The organism is Streptomyces cupreus, from assembly GCF_014257025.1.
GTDB lineage: Bacteria > Actinomycetota > Actinomycetes > Streptomycetales > Streptomycetaceae > Streptomyces > Streptomyces cupreus.
This window is the reverse complement of the sequence record NZ_JACMSF010000140.1, coordinates 1-3,706: the sequence shown is the minus strand read 5'-3', so window position 1 is coordinate 3,706 and position 3,706 is coordinate 1. Positions and strand designations below refer to the sequence as shown.

Below are 3,706 nucleotides of genomic sequence, written 5' to 3'. Positions count from 1 at the left end.
TCAGATAGAGCGTGCCGATCGTCTTGTGGTCGGTGGTGGTCAGCCACTTGATGCTGGTGACGTTTTGATCTCTCACGACCCGCCTGTGTCCGCGCTCGGTCGGGACGTCACACTCGATCGAGGCGACAAGAATCACCGAACCCGGGTGTGACGATCCCGGGGGTGCCGGACACGAACGGAACATGAGCAACGACGAGATCTTCGCCGCTGCCTATCGCGAGCACTACTGGGCGGTCAGCCGCTATGTCGCGCGGCGCCTCGACGGGCGGACGGACGAGGTCGAGGAAGTGGTGGCGGAGGTGTTCACGGTGGCCTGGCGCCGCCGTGCCGACCTTCCGGCGACCCCGCTGCCCTGGTTGTACGGCGTGGCACGCAACTGCCTGGCGAACGCGGTACGCGGCTACGGGCGGCGCCGCCGACTGGTGGACCGCCTGGGCAACGACGAGACCGCACGCGGTCGGCAGATCGTGGACAGCCCCGACGCGGAGACGCCGGGCGCCTGGGTGCACGAGGCGCTCGCCCGGCTCTCTGCCAAGGACCAGGAGGTACTGCGGCTCACGGCATGGGAGGAACTCGGCGTCGACGACCTCGCCGTCGCCCTCGGCTGCGGCACCCGCGCCGCGTCGATGCGGCTGCACCGGGCCCGCCGCCGACTGAGAGCGGAGATCGACCGTATCCGCCCCACGACCGCGTCCAAGGAACGAAGCCATGGCTGACGAACTCGAACTCCTGCGCCGGGCCAACCCAGTGCCTGTCGACGGCCCCCACTTCGGCGACGGTCCGCTGGACCACCACGCCGAGCGACAGCTCAACCGGCTGATGGGGCAACGGACCTCTCGCCGCCCACGGTTGGCTTGGGGCCTGGCCGCCACGGCAGTCGTCGCCGCGATCGTTTCGGCACTGCTGTTCACCGGCCAGACCACCGCCCCGGCCCTCGCCGCGCCGCGCCCCCTCGTGGTGCGGGCCGACTCCACCTCCGTGCCGCTGAAGACGCTGGCCGAACGGGCACAGGCGGTCGACGGTGTGCCGGGGCTCCGCAGGGGGACGCACGTGCAGTCGTGGAGCCTGGGCATGAGCGACGACAAGCCCCCGATCACCCTCCCCGAGGAACGCGTCGTGCGGTGGAACGCCGACGGCAGCCACTCGGAACTCGTCGTGGCGACCGACCCGCGGCACCCGGGCCGACCCGTCCTCAGCGGCGACGGCGAACTCGTCGACGACGGTCAGGTGCTCAGCAGGCAGACGTACCCGCCCAGTTGGAGCGACGCCCCGCCGCAGTCACCGCCGCCGAGCGAGCCCGCGCGGCTGCGTGCCTACCTGAGGGAAGCCACGTACACCCGGACCGAGCTGAACACCGGTGAACTCCTCGACGCCGTCGAGGTGTTGCTCGACCACTGGACCCTCGGCGACCGGCAGTCGGCGGCGCTCGCACGGGTTCTCGCGGACGCCGAGGGGCTCAGGCCCGTCGGGCAGGTGACGGACCGGCTCGGGCGACGCGGACAGGCGTATGTGTACGACCGGTCCGGCACCCGCACGATGCTGATCATGGACCCGGCCACCGGTGCCGTACTCGGCCTGGAGACCACCTTCACGAGGGCGGAGTCCGAGTACGGCGTCAAGGCCGGCGACGTGATGTCGTACAGCGCCTGGATGCGCTGATCACACCCCGAGTCGCGCCGGGGGTGCAGGACACGAAGCCCGGCAGGCCGAAGCTCATGCGCGCCCATCGGTGCTGGAGCAGGATGCCGTGACCGAGGCTCCCTTCCCTCACTCGTCCCAGGCCTGGATCATCGTCTGCTCGACGATCTTGCCGTCCCGCAGGGACGCCATCGACTCGGCGAGCACGCGTACTCCGTCGGCGTACTGACAGGACTCGCTGAAGGCGACTTTGTCGCCCTCGACGACACAGCGCTCCAGCTTGTGGGTCATGTCGCGGCTGTAGACGTCGTCCAGCAACTCGCTGATCTCGTCACGGCCGTGCAGGACCCGTGGACTGCTGGGCTGGGTGTTGCGGTCCACGACGCGCAGTTCGGCGTCGTCCGCGTACAGCGACAGAAGCATCGTCGCCGTGTCTCCCTCGATGCCCCGGCGCAGGGCTTCGGTGTCGAAGCCGGGGCGTGCCGCGGTGCCCATGATGACCTCCTCGAAGGCCCGCGGCCTCGGGGGAGCGGGCCGCGACGGCCTCTCCTACGAGGCTCCTCCGCCCCGGCGGGCTCGGCAAGCGCAGCCGCGAGGTCCGCCTGACGGGTGAGCCGCGCCCCGGGGCCGTGTCCGGCGGGGGCCCGTCGGCGTTGCTCCGAACATGATCTCAACACGACGTATCGTCGCCGCCGTCGGTCTGGCCGCCGCGGCCACCGGCTTCGCCGCTCCGATGGCGAGCGCGGCCGAGGCGGAGGCCACCAACGCCGGTTCGCTCAGCCCGATGAGGATGCTCGACTCGCTCGCCGTGAGCGACATCGCCGAGGAGCACAAGGCGGAGATCCCGCGGCCCTCCGCGCAGCTGAACCAGCTCAACCGGGTCCACGAGCTGAACCAGTTGCACCAGGTCACCGACATGGTCGCCCCGGTCACGAATCTGGTCCCCGGCATCGAGTACTGACCCGTAGCACCCCCGAGGGCCGTCCGCGCAGCCGGGCGGCCCTCGGCATGTCCTCTGGGAGCGTGTGAGCGATGCCGCAGCCACCGGACCGGTCGGTGCACTGGAGGCCCGGCTTCCCCGTGGACGCCCGCCTGACCCTGCAGAGCCTGCGCCGAGGCCCCCACGACCCCACGCACCGGGTCGAGCCCGACGGCACCGTGTGGCGCGCCGCGCTGACCGCGTCCGGCCCGGTCACCTACCGCATCCGCCAGCGGCGCCTGGACGACCTCAGCATCGACGCCTGGGGACCCGGAGCGGCCGACCTCGCCGACTCCGTCCGCCGCGAACTGGGCGAAGGCGACCGGCCCGAGCTGTTCCAGCCGGAGCATCCGGTGCTCCGCGGTGCCGTGCACCGTCTGCCCGGCTTGCGGATCCCCTGCACCGGACGCCTCTTCGAGGCCCTTGTGCCCGCCGTACTCGAACAACGCGTCGTCGGCCTGGACGCCGCCGCGTCCTTCACCCGCATGATCCGGAAGTACGGCGATGCGCCGCCCGGACCGGCCCCTGAGGGCATGCGGCTGCCGCTGCCTCCCGAGACCTGGCGGACGATCCCGAGCTGGGAATGGCGCCGGGCGGGCGTGGACCTGCACCGTTCCGCCACCATCATCGAGGCCGCCCGCCACGCGGCGCGCCTCGACCGCGCGGCCGGTGACCCGGTGCGCGCCTACGACCTGATGGCGAAGCTGCCCGGCGTCGGAATCTGGACCGCCGCCCAGGTCGGCCACCGAGCCCTGGGCGACGCGGACGCCCTGCCCCTGGGCGACTACCACCTCGGCACCATGACGGGCATGGCCCTCCTCGGCCGCCCCCTGGACGACGACGAGGTCGAGCCCTTCTACGAGCCCTTCCGCCCACACCGTTACCGGGTCGTCCGCCTGCTCGAACTCAGCCCCGGCGCGGCCCCACGCCGTGGTCCCCGCACACCCCACGCGGGACCGTTCCGCTAGGGCCTGTCCGGCGGATCATGCCGGCGTCGCGGGCCCTGGCACGCACACCCCCAGAGGGGGGACCCCCAGCGGCGTTGTCGTCGGTTGCCGACTCCCCCACGCTCGAACGACCTCCCGCGGG

The 3,706-nt window shown here is 72.0% G+C and carries 5 protein-coding genes; 4 read left to right on the top strand and 1 reads right to left on the bottom strand.

All coding sequences use genetic code 11. From position 1 onward, the window contains the following. Positions 1-182 precede the first annotated feature (182 nt). Both H4N64_RS43875 and H4N64_RS43870 read left to right on the top strand, forming a co-directional pair. On the top strand, positions 183-716 hold the full coding sequence (locus H4N64_RS43875) for an RNA polymerase sigma factor (protein ID WP_186288220.1): 534 nt from the start codon (positions 183-185) through the stop codon (positions 714-716). Further along, positions 709-1,659: a CU044_5270 family protein gene (locus tag H4N64_RS43870; protein WP_186288219.1), complete on the top strand. Its 951-nt coding sequence runs from the start codon at positions 709-711 to the stop codon at positions 1,657-1,659. Before H4N64_RS43875 ends, H4N64_RS43870 begins: the two co-directional genes overlap by 8 nt. Before the next feature lie 108 nt (positions 1,660-1,767). On the opposite strand, the gene H4N64_RS43865 is transcribed toward H4N64_RS43870, so the two are convergent. Beyond that, positions 1,768-2,133 (bottom strand): nuclear transport factor 2 family protein, encoded by a 366-nt coding sequence (locus H4N64_RS43865; RefSeq protein WP_186288218.1) that lies wholly within the window; start codon positions 2,131-2,133, stop codon positions 1,768-1,770. A gap of 169 nt (positions 2,134-2,302) precedes the next feature. Between H4N64_RS43865 and H4N64_RS43860 the strand changes: the two genes are divergently transcribed. After that, on the top strand, positions 2,303-2,599 hold the full coding sequence (locus tag H4N64_RS43860) for a hypothetical protein (protein WP_186288217.1): 297 nt from the start codon (positions 2,303-2,305) through the stop codon (positions 2,597-2,599). Positions 2,600-2,670: 71 nt separating this feature from the next. Beyond that, on the top strand, positions 2,671-3,585 hold the full coding sequence (locus tag H4N64_RS43855) for a DNA-3-methyladenine glycosylase family protein (protein ID WP_186288216.1): 915 nt from the start codon (positions 2,671-2,673) through the stop codon (positions 3,583-3,585). Positions 3,586-3,706 lie beyond the last annotated feature (121 nt).